This window comes from Pseudomonas oleovorans subsp. oleovorans (assembly GCF_002197815.1).
Taxonomy (GTDB): domain Bacteria; phylum Pseudomonadota; class Gammaproteobacteria; order Pseudomonadales; family Pseudomonadaceae; genus Aquipseudomonas; species Aquipseudomonas oleovorans.
In genome coordinates, this window is the sequence record NZ_NIUB01000039.1 from 17,485 (window position 1) to 39,251 (window position 21,767).

At 62.5% G+C, this 21,767-nt stretch carries 16 protein-coding genes and 5 pseudogenes; 10 read left to right on the forward strand and 11 right to left on the reverse strand.

All coding sequences use genetic code 11. The features are described 5' to 3' along the window. The first annotated feature begins 82 nt into the window (after positions 1–82). Positions 83–1,372, forward strand: a complete 1,290-nt coding sequence (locus tag PSOLE_RS19310) for a M18 family aminopeptidase (protein ID WP_074860263.1) — start codon at positions 83–85, stop codon at positions 1,370–1,372. 14 nt (positions 1,373–1,386) lie between these two features. Further along, positions 1,387–1,974, forward strand: coding sequence for a D-sedoheptulose 7-phosphate isomerase (gene lpcA / locus PSOLE_RS19315; protein ID WP_074860265.1), 588 nt, complete (start codon positions 1,387–1,389; stop codon positions 1,972–1,974). Between the two features lie 276 nt (positions 1,975–2,250). Here lpcA and PSOLE_RS19320 read toward each other — a convergent pair whose 3' ends face one another. Beyond that, entirely contained in the window at positions 2,251–3,000 is a 750-nt protein-coding gene (locus tag PSOLE_RS19320) for a helix-turn-helix transcriptional regulator (protein ID WP_004423396.1), read from the reverse strand. A 245-nt stretch (positions 3,001–3,245) separates the two neighbouring features. On the opposite strand from PSOLE_RS19320, the gene PSOLE_RS19325 reads away from it, so the two are divergent. The 3 genes from PSOLE_RS19325 (at position 3,246) to PSOLE_RS19335 (ending at position 6,961) form a co-directional block, all read left to right on the forward strand. Next, entirely contained in the window at positions 3,246–3,950 is a 705-nt protein-coding gene (locus PSOLE_RS19325; protein WP_074860267.1) for a hypothetical protein, read from the forward strand. A gap of 61 nt (positions 3,951–4,011) precedes the next feature. Further along, the gene (lon, locus tag PSOLE_RS19330) at positions 4,012–6,408 is read left to right on the forward strand and encodes an endopeptidase La (RefSeq protein WP_074860269.1); all 2,397 of its coding nucleotides are present in this window, start codon (positions 4,012–4,014) and stop codon (positions 6,406–6,408) included. 160 nt (positions 6,409–6,568) lie between these two features. Beyond that, entirely contained in the window at positions 6,569–6,961 is a 393-nt protein-coding gene (locus PSOLE_RS19335) for a protease inhibitor I42 family protein (RefSeq protein ID WP_074860272.1), read from the forward strand. 263 nt (positions 6,962–7,224) lie between these two features. On the opposite strand, the gene PSOLE_RS19340 is transcribed toward PSOLE_RS19335, so the two are convergent. The 7 genes and pseudogenes from PSOLE_RS19340 to PSOLE_RS19365 all read right to left on the reverse strand — a co-directional run bounded on the left by PSOLE_RS19340 (position 7,225) and on the right by PSOLE_RS19365 (position 11,985). Further along, positions 7,225–7,986 carry an ABC transporter permease gene (locus tag PSOLE_RS19340; protein ID WP_074860274.1) on the reverse strand — a complete coding sequence of 254 codons (762 nt, stop codon included), beginning with the start codon at positions 7,984–7,986 and terminating at the stop codon, positions 7,225–7,227. Then, complete coding sequence (locus PSOLE_RS19345) at positions 7,983–8,912, reverse strand: ABC transporter ATP-binding protein (RefSeq protein WP_004423387.1); 930 nt, start codon at positions 8,910–8,912, stop codon at positions 7,983–7,985. The genes PSOLE_RS19340 and PSOLE_RS19345 overlap by 4 nt, the downstream gene beginning before the upstream one ends. A gap of 263 nt (positions 8,913–9,175) precedes the next feature. Continuing rightward, complete coding sequence (locus PSOLE_RS19350; protein WP_074860275.1) at positions 9,176–10,117, reverse strand: 2-hydroxyacid dehydrogenase; 942 nt, start codon at positions 10,115–10,117, stop codon at positions 9,176–9,178. Between the two features lie 13 nt (positions 10,118–10,130). Continuing rightward, a pseudogene (gene garD / locus PSOLE_RS24290) lies at positions 10,131–10,433 on the reverse strand (galactarate dehydratase); the annotation flags it as partial. Then, positions 10,409–10,663 (reverse strand): SAF domain-containing protein, encoded by a 255-nt coding sequence (locus PSOLE_RS24295; protein WP_305955027.1) that lies wholly within the window; start codon positions 10,661–10,663, stop codon positions 10,409–10,411. The pseudogene garD and the gene PSOLE_RS24295, both read right to left, overlap by 25 nt. A gap of 23 nt (positions 10,664–10,686) precedes the next feature. Further along, a pseudogene (locus PSOLE_RS19360) lies at positions 10,687–11,216 on the reverse strand (enolase C-terminal domain-like protein); the annotation flags it as partial. Positions 11,217–11,237: 21 nt separating this feature from the next. Then, a pseudogene (locus PSOLE_RS19365) lies at positions 11,238–11,985 on the reverse strand (IS5 family transposase). A 169-nt stretch (positions 11,986–12,154) separates the two neighbouring features. Here PSOLE_RS19365 and PSOLE_RS19370 point away from each other — a divergent pair. Further along, positions 12,155–13,780, forward strand: a complete 1,626-nt coding sequence (locus tag PSOLE_RS19370; protein ID WP_074861288.1) for a methyl-accepting chemotaxis protein — start codon at positions 12,155–12,157, stop codon at positions 13,778–13,780. A gap of 254 nt (positions 13,781–14,034) precedes the next feature. Then, on the forward strand, positions 14,035–14,265 hold the full coding sequence (locus PSOLE_RS19375) for a PA4570 family protein (RefSeq protein WP_004423370.1): 231 nt from the start codon (positions 14,035–14,037) through the stop codon (positions 14,263–14,265). 257 nt (positions 14,266–14,522) lie between these two features. On the opposite strand, the gene PSOLE_RS19380 is transcribed toward PSOLE_RS19375, so the two are convergent. Next, complete coding sequence (locus PSOLE_RS19380) at positions 14,523–15,152, reverse strand: FKBP-type peptidyl-prolyl cis-trans isomerase (RefSeq protein WP_004423369.1); 630 nt, start codon at positions 15,150–15,152, stop codon at positions 14,523–14,525. A gap of 213 nt (positions 15,153–15,365) precedes the next feature. Between PSOLE_RS19380 and PSOLE_RS19385 the strand changes: the two are divergent. The 3 genes and pseudogenes from PSOLE_RS19385 (at position 15,366) to PSOLE_RS19395 (ending at position 20,607) form a co-directional block, all read left to right on the forward strand. After that, positions 15,366–17,854 (forward strand): annotated as a pseudogene (locus PSOLE_RS19385) (hybrid sensor histidine kinase/response regulator). Then, the gene (locus PSOLE_RS19390; RefSeq protein WP_074861290.1) at positions 17,844–18,914 is read left to right on the forward strand and encodes an HD domain-containing phosphohydrolase; all 1,071 of its coding nucleotides are present in this window, start codon (positions 17,844–17,846) and stop codon (positions 18,912–18,914) included. The pseudogene PSOLE_RS19385 and the gene PSOLE_RS19390 overlap by 11 nt, the downstream one beginning before the upstream one ends. A gap of 67 nt (positions 18,915–18,981) precedes the next feature. Next, the gene (locus tag PSOLE_RS19395; protein WP_074861292.1) at positions 18,982–20,607 is read left to right on the forward strand and encodes a methyl-accepting chemotaxis protein; all 1,626 of its coding nucleotides are present in this window, start codon (positions 18,982–18,984) and stop codon (positions 20,605–20,607) included. A 41-nt stretch (positions 20,608–20,648) separates the two neighbouring features. Here PSOLE_RS19395 and PSOLE_RS19400 read toward each other — a convergent pair whose 3' ends face one another. Next, a complete protein-coding gene (locus PSOLE_RS19400; protein WP_071387190.1) occupies positions 20,649–20,777 on the reverse strand; it encodes a DUF2256 domain-containing protein in 129 nt (42 codons plus the stop codon). Further along, a pseudogene (locus PSOLE_RS19405) lies at positions 20,774–21,640 on the reverse strand (cryptochrome/photolyase family protein); the annotation flags it as partial. The gene PSOLE_RS19400 and the pseudogene PSOLE_RS19405, both read right to left, overlap by 4 nt. Positions 21,641–21,767: the final 127 nt, after the last annotated feature.

Sequence of the window (21,767 nt, forward strand, 5' to 3'; positions counted from 1 at the left end):
AACTATCGCCCCAAACGAATGCACGGCCGGCACAGCGCGATGCAAATTGGTTACACTCGCACCATCGTTGCCCGGAGTCCCTATGCGCGAAGAACTGATCCAAGGCCTGCTCGATTTTCTCAACGCCTCGCCGACCCCCTTTCATGCCACCACCAGCCTGGCCATGCGCCTGGAAGCCGCCGGTTATCGTCACCTCGACGAACGCGCGCCCTGGCAGACCGAAGCCGGTGGTCGCTATTACGTGACCCGCAACGACTCCTCGATCATTGCCTTCAAGCTCGGTAAACGCCCGGCCGTCGATGGCGGCATTCGCCTGGTCGGTGCCCATACCGACAGCCCCTGCCTGCGCGTCAAGCCGAATCCGGAACTACAGCGCCAGGGCTTCTTCCAGCTCGGCGTGGAAGTCTACGGCGGCGCCCTGCTCGCCCCCTGGTTCGACCGCGACCTATCGCTGGCCGGCCGCGTGACCTACCGCCGCGACGGCAAGGTCGAAAGCCAACTGATCGACTTCTACCAGCCCATCGCCGTGATCCCCAGCCTGGCCATCCACCTCAACCGCGAGGCCAACCAGGGCTGGGCGATCAATCCGCAGAACGAGCTACCACCGATCCTGGCCCAACTGGCCAGCAGCGAAACCGCCGACTTCCGCGCCCTGCTCGCCGAACAGCTGGCCATGGAGCACGACTTCAACCCGGACGCAGTGCTGGACTATGAACTGAGCTTCTACGACACCCAGAGCGCCGCCATCGTCGGTCTCAACCAGGATTTCATCGCCAGCGCACGCCTGGACAATCTGCTGTCCTGCTACGCCGGCCTGCAGGCGCTGATCGACGCGGACGACGAGGTAACCTGTGTGCTGGTCTGCACCGACCACGAAGAAGTCGGCTCCTGCTCGGCCTGCGGCGCCGACGGCCCCTTCCTCGAGCAGGTGCTGCGCCGCGTGCTGCCAGACGGCGACGCCTTCGTGCGCACCATCCAGCGCTCGCTACTGGTCTCGGCGGACAACGCTCACGGCGTACACCCCAACTACGCCGACAAGCACGATGGCAACCACGGACCCAAGCTCAACGCCGGCCCGGTGATCAAGATCAACAGCAACCAGCGCTACGCCACCAACAGCGAGACTGCGGGTTTCTTCCGCCACCTGTGCCTGGAAAACGAAGTACCGGTGCAAAGCTTCGTGGTGCGCAGCGACATGGCCTGCGGCTCCACCATCGGCCCGATCACCGCCAGCCAGCTGGGCGTGCGCACGGTCGACATCGGCCTGCCCACCTTCGCCATGCACTCGATTCGCGAACTGGCCGGCAGCCACGACCTGGAGCACCTGGTGAAAGTGCTGACCGCCTTCTATTCCAGCCCTGAACTCCCTTGAGGTTCTGAGACGCGATGATCGAACATATCCGCAACAGCCTGCAGGAAGCTCAGCGCGCGCTGGAGGCCTTCCTCGCCAACGAACAGACCCTGGGCAATATCCAGAAGGCCGCCGAGTTGCTGGTCGAGAGCTTCGAGCACAAGGGCAAGGCCTTTTCCTGCGGCAATGGCGGCTCGATGTGCGACGCCATGCACTTTGCCGAGGAGCTGACCGGGCGCTACCGCAAGAACCGTCCCGGCATCGCCGCCGTGTCGATCAGCGACCCCAGCCATATCAGCTGCGTGGCCAACGATTTCGGTTACGACTTCATCTTCTCGCGCTATATCGAGTCGCATGGCCGCGAAGGTGACGTACTGATCGCCATCAGCACCAGCGGCAAGAGCCCGAACGTGGTCAAGGCCGCCGAAGCTGCCAAGGCGCTGGGTGTGAAGGTGATCGCCCTGACCGGCAAGCCCGGCTCGCTGCTGGAAAGCCTGGCCGATGTGTGCATCTGCGCCCCGGGCGGCGATTTCGCCGACCGCGTGCAGGAACTGCACATCAAGACCCTGCACATCCTCATCGAGCTGATCGAGCGCAAGCTCAGCCCGCAGAACTACGCCTGAGAATGGGTAGGGGGGGGCTGGGCGGCGATCCGCTTCAGCCCATCGTCGGCCTACATGGCATGCGGGCTGACTAGTGGGCTGAAGCCCACCTTAATCGGCTGGGCGATCTTCGACATTGCGCCAATGCTGGGTTACGCCGCCGCTGATGTGGCGGCGTGTTCAACAAGGTGACAGGCGCCGCTCTCCTAAACTGCCAGCCCTGTAGGAGCGAGCTCTGCTCGCGAACAGCAGCAGCAAAAGCTTCGCGAGCAGAGCTCGCTCCCACAAAAGCGCGAGTCAGGCGGCGCGCAGGCGCTTCGGGGTCAGCCCCATGTAACGGCGCATGGCCGTGGTCAGGGCGCTCTGACTGGAGAAACCACATTCCTCAGCGATCCGCACCAGCGGCAGGTTGCTCTCGCGCAGCATGCGCGCGGCGCGGTCGAGGCGAGTCTGAAGCAGGTATTGGTGTGGCGTGAGGCCAACACTGTCCTTGAACTGGGCATGGAAGTGGCTGGGGCTCAGACACATTTCGTGCGCCAACTCGGCGACGCTGATACGCCGCGCCAGGTGCTCGCCGATATAATCGTCCAAGCGCTGCAGATCCAGCGCCCCTTGCGGCTGCCGGCGCTGTTCGCCAAACAGACGCAGATGCAGGGCTCGGAGCAATACGCCACCAAGAGAGCGTGCCAGAATCGAGTCGCTACCGTAGCGCTCAAGCTCTGCGCCGGCATAGCTCAGCAGGTGCTGGAAATCGACATCGAGGGCGGGATAACGCGGAGTTTCGAACAGACGGTGGAGCAACTCGAGGTCTTCGCTGGGGGTGTCCTGTTCGTCCAGGTCGAGAATCAGCATGCGGTTGTCGCCCATGCCGGCGAACTGGTGGGCGGCATCGCCCGGCACCAGGCAGGCGCGCATACGGCAGACTTCCCCACCGCGGCCGCCGACTTCGAATTCGGCGCGGCCGACCAGGGACATCACCAATTGGTGATGATCATGGGCATGTTCATGGGCCTGTTCATCCAGGCGGATCACACGGGCTTGTAGCATCGCAAAAGACTGGTGGCACGAAACAAGGGTTGCACTTTACTCCTTTCTCAGGGAAAACGCCGCAACCACCCACCAGCGAAACGGTTGCACCTAGAGCAACCAACGCACCAATTCGCAGCCCCGCACAACCTCAGGCCCTATTACCGTGCACCCGATCAATCCCGCTGAACCGCATTACACAGCCTCCGGCAAATGGCAGGAGAGTTGCTTCGCTCCTTTCGACCGACCCTGACAAGCGAACCCCGATGAGCGATGCCGCCCTCATTTTTCTGACCCTGCTGGTCGTGCTGCTCACACTGAGCTACTGGCTCACCCACCGCGCGGAAAATCGCCAGTTGAAAGCCAGCAAACAGGCGGACACCGAGATCGTGCAGCGCTGCCTCGACCTGCTTCAGGCCCTGCAGAAACATCGTGGGCTGGGCGCGCAGCAGGATGCCGCGAGCGTCACGCTGCGCAATACCCAGGCGCAGCAGCTGGATCAGCTCTGGCTGAACTGGCCCGGCGCCAGCATGCAACTACCTCCCCTGCAGCACCACTGGCCGCAGTTGCGCCGCAAACCCGCTGACTTCGATGCCCACTGCCGACTGATCGAAACACTGCTGACGGTGATCGAACAACTCGAAGATCGCCTCTACCGTCAACATCACCCCAGAATTCGCGGGCTCGGCGAGGCCTGCCGCTCGCTCGAAGACCTCGCCAGGCTGCGCGGCCTGGCGGTACGCGCGGCCAATTACGAGCGCTGCCCGCCTGGGCTGCAGATGCAACTGCGCTTTCTATGCAAGCGCATGCTCGATCAGGAACAAGACTCGCATCTGCTCGCGCTGATCGAGCGCCTGCAGAGTGACCTGATCGAGTCGGCACAGATTCGCCTGGCGCCCGGTGAGTGCTTCGCCCTGCTCACCCCACTGATCGAGCAGCGCCTGCAAGGCATTCGCCTGATCCTCGACTGAAACGTTGAAAAAATCCTGCACTCGCCCCATCTAGCAACCAAAGTACACACAAAGGTGCTCCATGAACGATCAGGACAACACCCCCGAAGCTGTCGAAGTTCACGTCAAGGCCGATAGCACCGGCCTGGTACTGCCCGCGCAGCAGCTGCCGGACAAGCTCTACATCATCCCCATCCACAACCGCCCGTTCTTTCCGGCGCAGGTGCTGCCGGTCATAGTCAACCAGCAGCCCTGGGGCCGTACGCTGGCGCGCGTCAGCAATACCGAGCATAAATGCCTGGCGGTATTCTTCGTCGACACCCCGCCGGACGAACATGGCGAGTTCGACCTCGATAGCCTGCCAGAGCACGGCACGCTGGTGCGTGTACATCACGTCAGCGAGGAAGGCGGCAAACTGCAGTTCGTCGCCCAGGGACTGACCCGCGTGCGCATCCGTGGCTGGCTCAGCCGCCGCGGCCCGTATCTGGCCGAAGTTGAGTACCCACAGGCGCCCAACGACCCGCGTGACGAGGTCAAGGCCTACGGCATGGCGCTGATCAATGCGATCAAGGAGCTGCTGCCGCTCAACCCGCTGTACAGCGAGGAGTTGAAGAACTACCTCAACCGCTTCAGCCCCAACGATCCATCGCCACTCACCGATTTCGCCGCCGCCCTGACCACCGCCTCCGGCCACGAGTTGCAGGAAGTGCTGGATACCGTGCCCGTGCTCAAGCGCATGGAGAAGGTGCTGCCGCTGCTGCGCAAGGAGGTCGAAGTCGGCCGCCTGCAGAAGGAGCTGTCGGCCGAGGTGAACAAACAGATCGGCGAGCGTCAGCGCGAATTCTTCCTCAAGGAGCAGCTCAAGCTGATCCAGCAGGAGCTGGGCATCAGCAAGGACGACAAGAGTGCCGATCGTGAGGAATTTCTCGCCCGCCTCGAAGGCAAGACCCTGCCCGCGCCTGCACGCAAGCGTATCGACGAGGAATTGAACAAGCTGTCAATCCTGGAAACCGGTTCGCCGGAATACGCCGTCACGCGCAATTACCTGGACTGGGCCACCGCCCTGCCCTGGGGCATTCACGGCCAGGACAAGCTCGACCTGGGCCGCGCGCGCAAGGTGCTGGACAAGCACCACGCCGGCATGGACGACATCAAGCAGCGCATCATCGAGTTCTTGGCCGTCGGCGCCTTCAAGGGTGAGATCGCCGGCTCCATCGTGCTGCTGGTCGGCCCGCCTGGCGTGGGCAAGACCAGCATCGGCAAGTCCATCGCCGAATCCCTCGGCCGGCCGTTCTATCGCTTCTCGGTGGGCGGCATGCGTGACGAAGCGGAGATCAAGGGCCATCGCCGCACCTACATCGGTGCCATGCCCGGCAAGCTGGTGCAGGCGCTGAAGGAAGCCGAGGTGATGAACCCGGTGATCATGCTCGACGAGATCGACAAGATGGGCATCAGCTACCAGGGCGACCCCGCCTCGGCGCTGCTGGAAACGCTGGACCCGGAGCAGAACGTCGAATTCCTCGACCACTATCTGGACCTGCGCCTGGACCTGTCCAAGGTGCTGTTCGTCTGCACCGCCAATACCCTCGATTCCATCCCCGGGCCGCTGCTCGACCGCATGGAGGTGATCCGCCTGTCCGGCTACATCACCGAGGAAAAGCTGGCCATCGCCAAGCGCCACTTGTGGCCCAAGCAGTTGGAGAAAGCCGGCGTGCCGAAGGCGCGCCTGTCCATCAGCGATGCGGCGCTGCGCGCGGTGATCGAAGGCTATGCCCGCGAGGCCGGCGTGCGCCAACTGGAGAAACAACTGGGCAAGCTGGTGCGCAAGGCGGTAGTCAAGCTGCTGGACGATCCCGAGGCAAAAATCCGTATCGGCGCCAAGGATCTCGAGGAAGCCCTCGGCATGCCGGTGTTCCGCAACGAGCGGGTGCTGGCCGGCACCGGGGTGATCACCGGCCTGGCCTGGACCAGCATGGGCGGTGCGACCCTGCCGATCGAGGCGACGCGTATCCACACGCTCAATCGCGGCTTCAAGCTCACCGGCCAGCTCGGCGAGGTGATGAAGGAGTCGGCGGAGATCGCCTACAGCTACGTCAGCTCGCACCTCAAGCAGTTCGGCGGCGACCCGACCTTCTTCGACCAGGCCTTCGTCCACCTGCACGTACCGGAAGGCGCCACGCCCAAGGACGGCCCCAGCGCCGGCATCACCATGGCCAGCGCCCTGCTCTCGCTGGCGCGCAACCAGGCGCCGAAAAAGGGCGTGGCCATGACCGGCGAGCTGACCCTGACCGGCCAGGTGCTGCCCATCGGCGGCGTGCGCGAGAAGGTGATCGCAGCGCGGCGGCAGAAGATCTTCGAGCTGATCCTGCCGGAGGCCAACCGCGGCAGTTACGAGGAGTTGCCGGACTACCTCAAGGAAGGCCTGACCGTGCACTTCGCCAAGCGTTATGGGGACGTGGCCAAGGTGCTGTTCGACTAAAGAGGCATATGTAGGAGCGAGCTCTGCTCGCGAAGCTTTTCAGGCTCACATACATTCGCGAGCAGAGCTCGCCCCTACAGCAAACCGTGCGTCTCCACGGTCGCCACCGACAGGTCTATGCCGCTATGCTGGGGCCAGGTTTCGTCGACTGGAGTTCGTCATGCATGCCACCTTGCGCCTGCTTATCCTGCCCGCCCTGGCCCTGCTTACGGCGTGCGCCCATCAATCCGGCACGCTGGAGCTAAAGAAAGATCGGCAGTGCCCGCTGACGCTGAACAAGGGTCAGCAGCTGATTCTCAGCCTGCCCAGCAACCCCACCACCGGCTTTCGCTGGGAAGTCCGTGATGGCGCGGCGAACGTACTGCAAAGCCTCGGCCCCGAGGTGTACAGCAATCCCGAAGACGCCGGGCTGGTGGGCGCTGGCGGCATTTCCACCTGGCGCTTCATGGCGCGCGAGCCAGGCGAAGGTCGCCTGCTGCTGACCTACCAGCAGCCTTGGGAGCCGAACGTGCCGCCAGCGGAAACCTTCGAGTGTGAAGTGCGGGTGAAGTGAGCAAGCCGAACACGGTAGAGCTTCTGTGGGAGGGGCTTTAGCCGCGACGACTCGAGGCAAATCGCCGCTAAAGCGCCTCCCACGGCTCAGTGGGGCCGGCGCAACCCGCTACCTATTCATGGCGGGTTGCACCCGCCCTACAGGCTGCAAACGAACAAGGGGCGCTTATGCGCCCCTCATTTCTATCGTTTCGCGGCTGAAGCCGCTCCTACAATCAGAGACGTACGCGATCTATGTAGGAGCGGCTTCAGCCGCGAATGGCCTCAGCTCTTGAGCCGGTAGCCGGTCTTGAAGATCCAGCCCACCAGTAGGATGCACAGCGCCAGGAAGCCCAGCACCATGGCCAGGCTGACACCAACGTTGACGTCCGACACGCCGTAGAAGCTCCAGCGGAAGGCGCTGATCAGGTACACCACGGGGTTGAACAGGGTCACCGTCTGCCAGGTCGGCGGCAGCATGCTGATCGAATAGAAAGCGCCGCCGAGGAAGGTCAGCGGCGTAACGATCAGCGCCGGAACGATCTGCAGCTTCTCCCAGCCATCGGCCCAGACGCCGATGATGAAACCGAACAGGCTGAAGGTCAGCGCGGTCAGCACCAGAAACGCCGCCATCCAGATGGGATGCTGAATTTCGAAATCGACGAACAGCCTCGCCGTGAGCAGGATGATCAGGCCGAGAATCACCGACTTGGTCGCCGCCGCACCGACATAGCCAATGAGGATTTCCAGGTAGGACACCGGCGCCGACAGCAGCTCGTAGATGCTCCCCGAGTACTTGGGCATGTAGATGCCGAACGAAGCGTTGGAAATGCTCTCGGTCAGCAGTGCCAGCATGATCAGACCCGGAATGATGAAGGCGCCATAACTGACGCCCTGCACCTGGGTCATGCTCGAACCGATGGCCGAGCCGAACACCACGAAATACAGCGAGGTGCTGATCACCGGTGTGGCGATGCTCTGCAGCAGGGTGCGCCAGGTGCGCGCCAGCTCGAACAGGTAGATGGCCTTGATGGCGTACAGGTTCATGCGCGCGACTCCTTGATCAGACCGACGAAGATTTCTTCCAACGAACTCTGGCTCGACTGCAGGTCCTTGAAGTCGATGCCATGCTGGGCCAGATCACGCAGCAGTTCGGCGATGCCGGTGTTCTCGTGCTGGGCGTCGAAGGTGAACACCAGGGCATGGCCCTGATCGGCCAGCTCCAGACCATAGCGCGCCAGCTCGGCCGGCACGCAGGACAGCGGCTGCTGCAGGTGCAGGGTCAGCTGCTTCTTGCCCAGCTTGTGCATCAGCACCTGCTTGTCTTCCACCAGAATGATCCGGCCTTTGCTGATCACCCCGATACGGTCGGCCATCTCCTCGGCCTCCTCGATGTAGTGGGTGGTCAGAATGATGGTCACGCCGCGCTCACGCAGACGCCGCACCATGTTCCACATGTCGCGGCGCAGCTCCACGTCGACACCGGCGGTGGGCTCATCGAGAAACAGTATCTGCGGCTCGTGCGACAGCGCCTTGGCGATCATCACCCGGCGCTTCATGCCGCCGGACAGTTCCATGATCTTGGCGTTACGTTTGTCCCACAGCGACAGATCCTTGAGCAATTGCTCCAGGTAGGCCGGGTCAGGCTTCTTGCCAAACAGGCCACGGCTGAACTTGACCGTCGCCCAGACGGTTTCGAATACGTCGCTGACCAGCTCCTGCGGCACCAGGCCGATCTGCGAGCGGGCCGCGCGGTAGTCGCGGACGATGTCGTGACCGCCGACCAACACCTTGCCCTCGCCCGGATTGACGATGCCGCAAATGATGCTGATCAGGGTGGTCTTGCCGGCGCCGTTGGGGCCGAGCAAGGCGAAGATCTCGCCCTGGCGAATGTCCAGGTCAATGCCTTGCAAGGCCGGATGCCCGGACGCGTAGATCTTGTTCAGTTGCTGGATGGAAATGACCGACTGCACGGTGGATGGCCCCTTGCCTGCGGAAAACTCCACAGTTTACAGGGCATGAGGCACTGACATCAGCGCGAGAGAGAAAAAACGGCGCACTTGTGGTGCGCCGGGGATGCAGCAGGTGAGGTAAGAAGCGATCACGGCGCTTGTGACGTCGTGACGATAGGCCAGGCTGCAGATGCCGCCCGGCGTATTCAGCGGCCGTTCATGATTGCACGCGAAGCTGTAGGGCGGGTGAAACCCGCCGCCTTGATTGGCGGGTTGCACCCGCCCTACAACGGAGTCAATAACTTGCCGGTGGCGATGAAGGCACGCAGGTTGTCCAGCACCAGATCGGCCATCTGCTGGCGGGTCTCGACACTGGCGCTACCGACGTGCGGCAGCAGCACCACGTTGTCCAATTCACGCAACGCTGCCGGTACCTGGGGTTCGCGCTCGAAAACATCCAGCCCGGCACCACCGATTACCTTCTGCTGCAGCGCAGCGATCAGCGCCGCTTCATCGACCACCGAGCCACGCGCCACGTTGATCAGAAAACCATCAGGCCCCAGCGCTTCGAGCACCTTGGCGTCGATCAGGTGATAGGTCGCCTGGCCACCCGGGCAGGTCAACACCAGGAAATCCGCCCAGCGCGCCAACGTCAGCAGATCCGGCTCGTGCTGATAGCGGCTGCCCACGACCGGGCGCCGGTTGTGGTAACGCACCGGCATGGAGAAGCCCGAGGCGCGCAGTGCCACCGCCTCGCCAATACGGCCTAGGCCGACGATACCCAGGCGCTTGCCGCTGACCCGGCGCGCCAGCGGGAAGCCCGTAGTGCTGCTCCAGGCGCCGCTGCGCACGAAGCGATCAGCCTCGGACAGGCGCCGCGCGCTGTCGATCATCAAGCCCATGGCCAGGTCAGCCACGCAGTCGTTGAGTACATCCGGCGTGGTGCTGAGCACGATGCCGCGATCACGCAGCAGCTCCAGCGGATAGGTATCGTAGCCCACGCCGAAACTGCAGATGGCGCGCAGATTCGGCAGCAGCGAAAGCTGATCGGCGGTGCAGCCGAAACGGGCCGAGGACACCATGTAGATGAACTGCTCGCCCTGTTCACGCAGGAATGCCAGCGGCTCGGCCTGTTGCCACAGCGCGCTGACCTCGTACTCGTCGGCCAGCTCGCGGTTGAAACGCTCGCTCAGCGGGCCGATCTGTAACACCTTGGCTTTGCTCATGACGATCCCCCGTTCAGGTCACCGGCGCCGAGTTGAACAGTACCAGATCGTTGTGCAGACGCAGGCGTTCGGCGCAGGTCTGCTTGTGACCGCTGGCCACGTCCAGATAGAGCTGGAAGATGTGCCAGCCCATTTGCTCCAGGGTCATGCGCCCGGAGACGATCTGCCCGGCGTCGACGTCGATCAGATCCGGCCAGCGCTCGGCCAGTTACGTGCGTGTGGCCACCTTGATCACCGGCACCATGGACAGGCCATAAGGCGTGCCGCGGTCGGTGGTGAAGATATGCAGGTTCATGCCCGCCGCCAGTTGCAGGTGCCGACGCAGCCATCCGGGTTGCGGAAGCCTGCGAAGGTGTAACCCTGCAGCGGCTCGCCGGGCGAGGTCTTGACGGTCGCCTTGGGCAGGTTGTCCAGCACTGGCGGCTTGGGCATGCACAGCACCTGCACAGTCACCCAGCTGCCGGCGGCAATGGGTTTCAGCGCATAACCGATCACTTCGCCATAAGGCACCACCTCGCCGCCTTCGACGATATCCACCAACGCCACCTTGTGGCTCTGCGGGATGCCTTGTCCAGCTCGACGCCGAGGCCCGGCGTTTTCGGCACCTGCACCAGACCACCTTCGATGCGCAACGGGTTACGCATCAGGTACTGGCCGTCCTGCCAGATCCAGTGGGTATCGATGGCGGTCACGCGACCCGGCGCCGCAGCGGCGACGTGGGTGAACATGGCCAGGGAGATATCGAAGTGGTTGTTCGAATGCGAGCCCCAGGTCATGCCCCAGTCGTTGCACATCTGCGCCACACGCACGGAGCCGCCATGGTCCAGAAATGCGGGTCGGCCAGCGGGATATCCACCGATTGCAGGGAGATGGTGTGGCCCATCTGCCGCCAGTCGGTCGCGATCATGTTGGTCGCGGTGGGCAGACCGGTGGCACGGCGGAACTCGGCCATCACTTCACGACCGGAGTAGCCGTTCTCGGCGCCGCACGGGTCTTCGGCATAGGCCAGCACACCATGCAGGTCGCGGCACAAGGCGATGGCCTGATCCAGCGACCAGCCGCCGTTGGGGTCGAGCGTCACACGAGCATTCGGGAAGCGCGGCCAGGGTCTGTTGCCGTTTCACATAGGTAACCAGAGAAAGGCACAGGCCATGGCCACGACGCTTTCGTAATTTCTCTTGAGCTTGTCGAACCGAGATGCCACTGCCCGGTAGTGCTTTAGCCGGGCGAAGGCGTTCTCCACCAAGTGCCGGTTGCGGTAAAGACCTCTGTCCAGATCCGCGTTGCCTTTCACGGAGTTACGCTTTCTCGGGATCACGGCCTTGGCCCCTTGTTGCTCAACCTGCTGCCGAACTCTCTCGCTGTCATAGCCCTTGTCCGCGACAATGGTTTCAGCCTCCGGGAGCTTGGCAATCAATGCGGGAGCCTGGGTGCAATCATTGATTTGCCCCCCGTAATTTCAAACTCGATGGGCAGTCCATGAGCATCAACTGCCAGGTGAATCTTGCTGGTATTGCCAGCTCGACTTTTTCCTATGGCCTCATCGTTGCCACTGGCAGCGCCTGCACTGTGTTGGTGAGCCTTGGCATAGCTGCCATCAATGAACACCCATTCCATGTCGGGCTGCGCCACAAGCGCCTTGAAAACCTTGAGCCATTTTCCAGTTGCTGACCACGCATTGAAGCGTTTATAGACCTTATTCCAGTTCCCGAACGCTTCGGGTAGATCTCTCCAGGGGCATCCCGTGCGCATGCGGTACAGCATGCCCTCCACGGTCATTTGTAGATCACGCTTGTTGTAGATGCCCTATGCAGTAGAATTTCCTGCAGCTTCGACCAATGCTTATCACTGAGCAATAATCGGGGCATTGCAAACTCGTATCGATGTTGTGTCAGAGCTTCAGCGATACGAATTTTCTCTTACATATCAACTGGTTAGCGCGAAGCGGCAACAGCCCCTAGACATGTCACAAATCTGCAACACTCATCTTCCACGCTGAGCATGCCCCGCTACGCCTGACTTCCGAGGCATACCATCATGTTCCTGCAAAAATCCCTGCGCGCGCAGATTCTCACTCTGCTCGGCGGCAGCCTGACGCTGATTCTGGTCACCGCCCTGGCCTGTTTCAGCTTCCTTTCCAGTGGTATGCAGTCCTATCGCGGCCTGCTCGATGGGCCGCTGGAATCTTCGCGCCTGATCGACGCGGCCAACGTCGAATTCAAGATTCAGGTGCAGGAATGGAAGAACGTCCTGCTGCGCGGTCAGGACAGCGCCAACCTGCAGCGCTACTGGGGCCAGTTCGAAGCGCAGGAGCGCAAGGTGCAGGACATTCTCGGCCAGTTGACCCAGGTCGCCGCAGCCGACCCGGCCTTGAAGACGCAAGTCGAGCGCCTGCGTAGCGAACATCAGGCGCTTGGTGGCAATTACCGCAAGGGCCGCGACGCCTTCGTGGCCGCCGGAGCCGATGCCAAAGCCGGCGATGAAGCCGTCAAAGGCATCGACCGCGCGGCCAGCGAGCAGATGACCGCCCTGGTCGAGCAGTTGCGCCAGAACAGCCTGAACCAGGCCGAGCAGATCAACGCCAGCGCCGCGCGCACCATTCTCAGCGGCACCGTCGTGATGCTGGCCGCCGCCCTGGTCATCGCCGTATTCAGCCTGTGGCTGGTCAATCGCAACCTGATCATTCCCATACGCCACCTGATCGGCCATGTCGACCAACTCAGCCAAGGCCGTTTCGGTCAACGCGTGGAAAGCACCCGACAAGATGAACTGGGCCTGCTGGCGCGCGCCGCGAACACCCTGCGCGACTTTCTTGCCAGCACCAGCGAGCGCCTGCACCACAGTACGCAGAACCTCGACAGTGCCAGCAGCGAGCTGAACGCCATCGCCTCACGCATGACCGAGGGCGTCAGCGAGCAGTTCGAGCGCACCGATCAGGTCGCCGCGGCCATGCATGAGATGTCCGCCACGGCGCAGGAAGTCGCGCGCCACGCCGCCGACGCCGCGCACGCGGCCAACGATGCCGACGACTCAGCACGTCAGGGCAGCACGGTGATGCAATCGACCATCGCCACCATCACCGACATTCGCGGCGAGATCGCCAACACCGCCGAGGTGATCCGTCGCCTGGAAAGCGACAGCGGGCGTATCGGCAAGGTGCTGGAAGTAATCCGCGGCATCGCCGAGCAGACCAATTTGCTGGCGCTCAACGCCGCCATCGAAGCCGCTCGCGCTGGTGAACAAGGCCGCGGCTTCGCCGTGGTCGCCGACGAGGTGCGCCACCTGGCCCAGCGCACCGCCGAGTCCACCGCCGAGATCAACCAGATCATCGACACCGTACAGAGCGGCGCGCTGAATGCCGTGCGCGCCATCGAGAGCGGCCAGCAGCGCAGTGAGCAGGGCGTGACCCAGGTCACCGAGGCCGGCGCCATGCTGCAGCGCATCACCGAAGCGGTGGAAGCCATCCGCGACATGAACCAGCAGATTGCCACCGCAGCCGAAGAGCAAACCTCGGTGGCCGAGGACATCTCGCGCAACCTCACCGAGCTGACCGCCATCGCCAGCGCCAACCAGGACAACGTCGAACGTACGCAGAAAGCCAGCCGCAACCTGCATGACATGTCCGGGCAACTGGGCGAAGTGACTCGCCGCCTGGGCTCCTGACCCGATCTGCGAACCGGCATGGCACGCGTCTCCGCCTCCAGCATCTACCGCCTGCGCGCAGAGTGAGTAGCGAGGCGCGGGATCAACAGCATGCTGCGCCCCTCCAACTCGCCTGCGGTAAAGGTCTGCACGGCTTCGCCTTGTCCGCCCCACCTGCTGAAAACAGGCAAACGACAAAAGGCAGCAATTAACCCTTGCTATTTATGTAATAGGAATTATTCTCAGTTACGTAATGACGGCCAAGGAGACCTGCCATGACCTACCTGATCGATGCCTGGCTGGACCGCCCGCATCCCTACCTGCGCATCCTCAACCGTGAAACCGGTGAAGTCTGCGCCATGCTCGAAGAAGAAGCCCTGGACGAACTGCGTGATCAGGGCGACCTGGATTTACACGAACTCAGCTCCAGCGAACCCATCGTCCTCAAGGAACTGGTGCGCAGCCTGTTTCTGTACTGTTACGCCCGGGCATTACGCCCATCCTGAAAGACAAAACGGCCCTTGCGCAATGCAGAAGGGCCGTTCGTACGCCGCCTAGGGTGGACGACGCTTCACCCGTCCACCGTGGTCGCGATGGTGGACAAAAACAGCATTGCCCACCCTACAAACCTTTTGGAGGCATCGCGAGCTAGAGCGATACAAGGCAAAAACAAGGGAGAAAGCGGAGTGTACTTTTGTACATGAGCATTTCGAGCTTGTTTTTAACGCAGTAGCGCCGACGCGCAGCAGGCCGTTGGCGGTTCTTACAGAATATCCAGCAGCTCGACATCGAATACCAGCACACTGTGCGGCGGGATGCTACCGACGCCCTGAGCGCCGTAGGCCAGCTCGCTCGGTACGTGCAGGCGCCATTTGCTGCCGGTGCCCATCAGTTGCAGGGCCTCGACCCAACCCGGAATCACACCACCGACCGGGAATTCAGCCGGCTGGCCGCGCTCGTAGGAGCTGTCGAACACGGTGCCGTCGATCAGGGTGCCATGGTAGTGGGTACGCACCTGATCCTCAGCCGACGGCTTGGCGCCCTCGCCCGCGACCAGCACTTCATACTGCAGGCCGGAGGCCAACACGGTCACGCCCTCGCGCTTGGCGTTCTCGGCCAGGTAGGCACGGCCTTCACCGGCAGCGGCTTCGGCCTTGGCGGCAGCTTCGGCCTGCATGATCTCGCGGATGACCTTGAAGCTGGCGCCCAGCTCGGCTTCGGAAACACGACTGGCCTGGCCGCTGAACGCGTCGGTCAGACCGGCGAGAATGGCGTTCAGATCGACCCCGGGCGGCGGGTTGTCACGCAGCTGACCACCGAGTTGACGACCGATGCCGTAACTGACGCGGCCTTCATCGGAGGACAGGTCGGGGCTGAAGTTGAATTCGGACATGAAAGGCTCCGCTTTGGGCTGTGAAAAAAGGTCGGCCAGACTAGCACAGAACCCCATGTCACCGGACACCAGCCCTACCGTCCATCTGCCTGCAAAGGGCAGAGATCAATCCCTTGATCTGGCGCAAACACGACTACCTTTAGCTAAGCCTTACTTAAGAAAAGCCCAGATATCATATCGACATCATTCGTTCGCCCCTCAGGAGCGTGCGTCATGCAAAGCGGCTCTCAAGTCAGTCTTCGGACATGGATATGGCGCGCTTTCGTACAGACGGCATTGATTCCGCTGATTCTGGTGGAGACGGTACTGATCAGCGTCTACCTGATCAGCAACGCATCGATCCGCGATGCGCAGATATCCCATCTGCGCGAGACAACCCTGAGCGACCTGCAAGCGGCCGCCAGCCAGGAAGCGCATCGGGTCGAAAGCGAGCTGGCCACATCGCGCGCCTCACCAGCACCTATGCCTCCCTGACCCAGCAAGCATTGGACAACAGCCAGCCGAGTGCGCCGGCAGAACTGGCCGTTACGCCCAGCGGCGTGCGTTACAGCCCACGCGATGACGGTGGCGCGGCCTCCTTCTACTCCAACGTCACGCCCCTGGATAAGCAGGATCTGGACAAGGTAGCGCGCTTGGCCACCCTCGACCCGCTGATGCGTGAAACCGTGCGGCAAAACCCGCTGGTAGCCAGCATCTATTTCAACAGCTGGGACAGCTACAACCGCATCTTTCCATGGTTCGACACACCTTCGCAGTATCCCCACGACATGGTGATACCGGACTACAACTTCTATTACCTGGCAGACGCCAAGCACAACCCCGAACGCAAGGTCACCTGGACCGACGTCTACCTCGACCCGGCTGGCCAGGGCTGGATGCTTTCTGCCGTTGCCCCCGTCATGCGCGGCGACTTTCTGGAAGGCGTGGTGGGCCTGGACATCACCGTCGGCAAGCTGCTCGAACACATTCAGAGCCTCGACGTGCCCTGGAATGGTTATGGCGTGATCGTCAGCAAGCAGATGAACATCATGGCACTGCCTCCCGCTGGCGAAGACGACTTCGGCCTGGACGAGCTAACCACCCACTCCTACGACGAAGCCATCAGTTCGGAGCTGTTCAAGCCTGAAGACTTCAACCTGGGCAAACGTGCCGATACCGAAGACCTCGCCAAAGCCATCGCACAGCAGGACAAAGGCGTACTCTCGGTCCGACTCAACGGCCGTCCGCACTTGGTCGCCTGGGCCACGATCCCGGCTACCGACTGGCACATGCTCACCGTCGTCGACGAGGCCGAAGTCTTCAGCCAGACCAACGCACTGGCCAGCCACTACCGCAACATCGGCTACCTGCTGATCGGCGGCCTGGTGTTGTTCTACCTGGTGTTCTTCGCCTTCATGTGGGGCCGTGCCCGCGAACTGACCGAGCGCCTGCGCAAACCCATCGGCGGCATCGTTGCCATGCTCCGCGAAATCGGCCAGGGCAACTGGAAGCCCAAGCGCCCGGCGACCACCATCACCGAACTTGAGGCGATCATCGATGACGTCGAATCCATGGGCCAGCGCCTGGAACGCAGCGCCACCCAGCTTCAGCGCGCCAGCCACGAGGCCCAGGAAGCCAGCCGCGCCAAGAGCCAGTTCATCTCCAGCATGAGCCATGAGCTGCGCACCCCGCTCAACGCCATCCAGGGCTTCGCGCAATTGATGCGCATGCAACAGGCTCAGCCGGACAAGCAGGACACCGACTACCTGGAAGAAATCCTGCTCGCCAGCCGCCACCTCAACCAGTTGGTGGGCGATATCCTCGACTGGTCGAGCCTGCAGAGCGACCAGCCACGCCTGGACATGACCAAGGTCGACGCCGTCGCCCTGATGAACGAGTGCGCCGACCTGGTCGCACCGGAAGTCGAAGCCCATGGCCTGGAACTCAAGCTGACGCTGCCGGAAACAGCCGTGCCGGTACTGGCGGACCAGCGGCGCCTGCGCCAGGTGCTGCTCAACCTGCTGTCCAACGCCATCAAGTACACCCCGTCCGGCAGTATCAGCCTGAGCTGCACCAAACATGATGACCGTGTACGGCTGATGGTCAGCGACACCGGCATGGGTATCGCCAGTGAGTTGCAACCGCTGCTGTTCGAACCCTTTCAGCGCCTGGGCCAGGAGAACGGCGCCATCCAGGGCACCGGAATTGGCCTATCGTTGTGCAAGGAATATGCAGCGCTGATGAATGGCGAGATGGGCCTGCACAGCGAGCCGAACAAGGGCAGCCAGTTCTGGATCGACCTGCCGCGCCACGTCACCCCGGTACAAGCTGAAGCAGTTGAATCGACGTCGCACCAGGCATGCGTCTATCACGGCGACCTAGACCGCACGAACCGTGAAATCGTCAGCCAGGCGCTGGCCGATATCGATCTGCAGCAGTTCGAGGATGGCCAGCAACTGCTGGCGGCGCTGCACAGCAGACGTCCTGATCTGCTGCTGCTCAGCGTCGAGCTGAATGGCCTGGACGGCCGCGACCTGCTCCGCGCCCTGCACCAGAGCGCCGAGTTGGCGGACCTGCCGGTGATTCTGCTAAGCCGTGAAGATCAGTTGCAGGAACTGGTCGGCCTGGGTGCCAGCGCCTTGCTCGGCGTGCCCATCGATCCTGATGAACTACACCAACTGGTCTGCGACCTGACCGGTAAGGAGGCTAACGATGCTGTCTAAGGACTTTCGACAATCACGCGTGGTCATCGTCGATGATGTGATCGCCAACAGTCGCCTGCTGGAGTCCAGCCTCCGGGCCTTTGGCCTGCGCGACACCATCAGTTTCTCCGATTCGGCCGCCGCGCTGGACTGGTTGCAGCACAACCCCTGGAGCCTGCTGCTGCTCGATCTGGACATGCCGGCGCCGAACGGCTTCGACATTCTCCGCGCGCTGGCCGACCGTGATCGCAGCAGCAACCCGATCATCATCATCACCGCGCTGAACGACGCGGCCAGCCGCCGCACCGGCCTGGAACTGGGCGCCAACGATTATCTGAGCAAACCCGTCGACCTGCCCGAGGTGATCCTGCGAGTGCGCAGCAACCTGCAACTGAGCCAGGCCAGCCTGGCCCTGCAGGAAACCAACATGAGCCTGGAGCAGCGCGTACGCGAACGCACAGCCCAGCTGAACCAGAGCTATGGTGCGCTGGTGCGTACCCTGTGCCGGGCATCGGCCTACAGAGACAGCGAGACCGGTAACCATATCGTCCGTATCGGCGAGTCCGCCGCGCTGATTGCCGAGGCTCACGGCATGAGCCCGGAGTGGGTCGAGCTGATGCGCCAGGCGGCCCCGATGCACGATGTCGGCAAGATCGGCATCGCTGACCATATCCTGCTCAAGCCCGGGCCACTGAACGAGGAGGAGCGTCAGCTGATGCAGCAGCATCCGGCAATCGGCCACTCCATCCTCACCGACCAGCACGCCTCTGCGCTCACCGACCTGGCAGCCGAAATTGCCCTGAGCCACCACGAGAAATGGGATGGCAGTGGTTATCCCAATGGCCTGAAGGGGGAACAGATCCCTCTGTCAGGCCGCATCGTCGCCATTTGCGACGTTTACGACGCGTTGCGCATGCCGCGCCCCTACAAGGAGCCGTGGCCCATCGAAAAGGCTCAGGCCTACATCCGCGAACAAGCCGGCAAGCATTTCGATCCGCAACTGGTCGCCCTGGTCGAAAGCCTCTACGAGAAGATCGAAGCACTCCAGCACGGTCTCAGCGACTGCGTGCAGGGAGACTGATCGACCTTGATAACGACAAGAATCCTCTGCCCGTGAGTCACCTTCTCAATTTCCGAGTACTGCCATCATGAGTTTCAGATCCATCTCCATAGCTCCACGCGCCGCCATCGGGTTTGGCTTGATCGCCTTGATGGTCTTCGCCCTCGGCGGCTTCGCCCTGATGCAGATGAACAGCATGCACGACCGCTCCGGCGAGGTCGAAAACAACTGGATTCCCAGCCTCAATACCCTCGGTGATGTCACGCAGGATATTTTGCGTCTACGCGCGGCGACCCTGCGCATGTTGCTCAGCGAAGATGCGCAGCAATTGCAGGAGAGCACGCGGCTTGCAGAGAACCTTCTGGCTGACCTGGGACGCGTGCTGCAACGCTACGAAGGCATGATCAGCTCGGCCGAAGAGCAGGCCCATTACGATGATTTCAAGCGTTACGAAAGTACCTACCTGAGCACCCGCTCCCAGCTCGTCCACCACCTCGAGACCGGTAACCGCCCTGCCGCGCTGGAACTGCTCTATGGCAGCCTGAACCCTCAGGCCGACGCCATGATCAAGTCACTCAATGAGTTGATCACGCACAACCGCGAGGGTGCCTCGGAGGCAGCCACAGCCGCAGAGCGCGTTTACATTCAGGCCACCCGTGGCACGCTGCTGGTGATGGCGCTTGCCGCCATCGCGACGGTCATACTCGCCACGCTGCTGACCCGCAGCATCGTCAGGCCGCTGGCCGAGGCCGTACAAGTGGCCGACTCGGTAGCCAGTGGTAACCTGACCCTGAGCATCGACACCCGTGGCAACGACGAACCGGCCAAGCTGCTGCAGGCGCTCAAGAGCATGCAGGGCAATCTACGCGGCACCATCGAACAGATCGCCGACGCCTCCAATCAACTGGCATCGGCCGCTGAACAACTGAGTGCCGTCACTGATGGCACCGCGCGCAACCTGCACCAGCAAAGCCTGGAGATCGACCAGGCCGCCACTGCCGTCACCGAAATGAGCAGCGCCGTGGATGAGGTGGCGCGTAACGCCGCCAGTGCCTCGGAAAGCTCCAGCGAATCCGGGCGCATTGCCCGCCAGGGCAGCGAGCGCATCACTCAGACGCTGTCGTCGATCAACCAACTGGCTGCCGATGTCGATTCGACCTCAAGCAACTTCGGCCAACTGGCCGGCAAGATCCGTGGCATCAGCCAGGTACTCGACGTGATTCGCAGCATCGCCGAACAGACCAACCTGCTTGCCCTCAACGCCGCCATCGAGGCTGCACGTGCAGGCGAAGCGGGTCGCGGTTTTGCCGTGGTTGCCGATGAAGTGCGCGCCCTGGCGCACAAGACCGGGCAATCCACCCGCGAGATCGAGACCATGATCAGTACCGTGCAAGGTGACACCGAACAGGCGGTGCGCGCCATGGAATCGAGCAACGGGCTAGCCAAGCAGACGCTGGACATCGCCGAGGGCGCGGGAGTCGCGCTGGATCAGATCATTCAGTCGATTGCCGAGATCGGCGACCGCAACCTGGTGATCGCCAGCGCCACCGAACAGCAGGCCCACGTCGCCCGTGAAGTGGATCGCAACCTGATCAACATTCGCGACCTGTCGCTGCAGAACTCGGCTGGTTCGGAACAGACCAGCACCGCCAGCCGCGCGCTGTCGAGCCTGGCCGCCAACATGCAGGGCATGGTCGCGCGCTTTCAGGTCTGAGCCTTCGCAGCGGGTGCCCGGAGCCGACTCCGGTCACCCGCTCAGCGCGAACGCCGACAGCACTCTGAGCAGTAGCGCACCTCGTCCCAGCAGCGTGCCCACTTCTTGCGCCAGGTGAACGGCAGGCCGCAGACCGCACAGGTCTTCACCGGCAGCTCACTCTTCTTCACAGCATTTCTCCGGCATCGAGTTTCGCCAACAGGCGCTCGCCCCAATCCCACAGCGCCTGCTGCTTGGCCTCGGTCATGCGCGCCAGGTTGCGGTAGACCATGCCAATGCGCGGGTTGCGTTCCAGAGGCTCGCGGTGGCGCATCAGAAAATGCCAGTACAGCGCGTTGAACGGGCAGGCCGATTCGCCGGTGCTCTCGCTCACCTTGTAGCTGCAGCCCTGGCAATGGTTGGACATGCATTTGATGTACTGACCACTGGCGCAATAAGGCTTGGAGCCGAGGTAGCCACCGTCGGCATGCATCACCATGCCCAGGGTGTTGGGCAGCTCCACCCAGTCGAAGGCGTCCATGTAAACGGCCAGGTACCAGTCGCAGATGGCTTTGGGCGCGATGCCAGCGAGCAAGGCGAAGTTACCGGTGGCCATCAGCCGCTGGATATGGTGCGCGTAGGCATGCTCCAGAGTCTGGCCGATGGCCTGACGCATGCAGTTCATCCGCGTCTTGCCGGTCCAGTAGAACTCGGGCAGCGCTCGTGAATTGCCAAAGCGGTTGCCCTCGGCGTACTCCGGCATACGTAGCCAGTAGATGCCGCGCACGTACTCGCGCCAGCCGATCAGTTGACGGATGAAGCCTTCGGCGGCGTTCAGCGGCACGTCGCCGGCACGATAGGCGGCCTCGACCTCGGCGCAGATCCGCCGCAGATCGAGCAGGCCGATGTTCAGCGCAGCGCTAATGCGCGAGTGGAAGAGAAATGGCTCACCATCGGCCATGGCGTCCTGGTAGTCACCGAAGTCTGCCAGGCCCTGGGCCAGAAAATACTGCCAGAGGTGTTCGGCCTGCTCGGCCGTGACCGGATAATCAAAGGCTCTGTCTGAGTTATCTGTTGCAGTGGTCTAAACTGAATCGTGATCTTTCCCAGCATGAGGGATCTATCATGAAAGCGGTTCAGTTTTCGCGGTGGATGGCACAGCTCTCCAGCCTCAACCCAGA

Coding starts and splice junctions, on each gene's coding strand:
- PSOLE_RS19325 (WP_074860267.1), top strand. CDS start 3,246: ATGAGCGATGCCGCCCTCATTTTTCTGACCCTGCTGGTCGTGCTGCTC.
- PSOLE_RS19310 (WP_074860263.1), top strand. CDS start 83: ATGCGCGAAGAACTGATCCAAGGCCTGCTCGATTTTCTCAACGCCTCG.
- PSOLE_RS19320 (WP_004423396.1), bottom strand. CDS start 3,000: ATGCTACAAGCCCGTGTGATCCGCCTGGATGAACAGGCCCATGAACAT.
- PSOLE_RS19340 (WP_074860274.1), bottom strand. CDS start 7,986: ATGAACCTGTACGCCATCAAGGCCATCTACCTGTTCGAGCTGGCGCGC.
- PSOLE_RS19375 (WP_004423370.1), top strand. CDS start 14,035: ATGACCTACCTGATCGATGCCTGGCTGGACCGCCCGCATCCCTACCTG.
- lpcA (WP_074860265.1), top strand. CDS start 1,387: ATGATCGAACATATCCGCAACAGCCTGCAGGAAGCTCAGCGCGCGCTG.
- PSOLE_RS19335 (WP_074860272.1), top strand. CDS start 6,569: ATGCATGCCACCTTGCGCCTGCTTATCCTGCCCGCCCTGGCCCTGCTT.
- PSOLE_RS19370 (WP_074861288.1), top strand. CDS start 12,155: ATGTTCCTGCAAAAATCCCTGCGCGCGCAGATTCTCACTCTGCTCGGC.
- lon (WP_074860269.1), top strand. CDS start 4,012: ATGAACGATCAGGACAACACCCCCGAAGCTGTCGAAGTTCACGTCAAG.
- PSOLE_RS19350 (WP_074860275.1), bottom strand. CDS start 10,117: ATGAGCAAAGCCAAGGTGTTACAGATCGGCCCGCTGAGCGAGCGTTTC.
- PSOLE_RS19380 (WP_004423369.1), bottom strand. CDS start 15,152: ATGTCCGAATTCAACTTCAGCCCCGACCTGTCCTCCGATGAAGGCCGC.
- PSOLE_RS19395 (WP_074861292.1), top strand. CDS start 18,982: ATGAGTTTCAGATCCATCTCCATAGCTCCACGCGCCGCCATCGGGTTT.
- PSOLE_RS19390 (WP_074861290.1), top strand. CDS start 17,844: ATGCTGTCTAAGGACTTTCGACAATCACGCGTGGTCATCGTCGATGAT.